General features: G+C 62.9%; 1 protein-coding gene. It reads left to right on the forward strand.

The genetic code is table 11. The features are described from left to right. Positions 1–518: RHS domain-containing protein (locus N8H74_RS29205; protein ID WP_262152173.1), on the forward strand; the 518-nt coding region annotated here is incomplete at both ends.

Below are 518 nucleotides of genomic sequence, written 5' to 3' on the forward strand. Positions count from 1 at the left end.
ATCAAAGGCAACCGCCTGCTGATGCAGGGCGACCGCCACTACGACTACGACGCCTATGGCAACCTGATCCGCGAACGACGTGGCACCGCACAAAGACTCGTCACCGAATACCGCTACGACTGCCAGCACCGCCTGATCGGCCTCACCCGTCCCAACGGCCAGACCACCAGCTACCGCTACGACGCCTTCGGCCGGCGCATCAGCAAAACCGTCGACGAACAGACCACCGAGTTCTTCTGGCAAGGCGACCACCTCGTCGCCGAAAGCAGCCGTGAACACCACCGCAGCTACGTCTACGAACCCGGCACCTTCCGCCCACTCGCCATGCTCGATGGCAAAGGTCCGAAAAAGGCCTGCCCGTTCTACTACCAACTCGACCACCTCGGCACCCCGCTGGAGCTGACCGACTACAGCGGCGAAATCGTCTGGTCAGCGAAATACGACGCCTACGGCAAAATCGCCGCACTCGAACTGGCCGCCCACGACTACCTCGACCAGCCGCTGCGCTTCCAGGGCCA

The sequence above is a fragment of the Pseudomonas sp. B2M1-30 genome (genome assembly GCF_025447575.1).
In the GTDB taxonomy this organism is placed as follows: domain Bacteria; phylum Pseudomonadota; class Gammaproteobacteria; order Pseudomonadales; family Pseudomonadaceae; genus Aquipseudomonas; species Aquipseudomonas botevensis.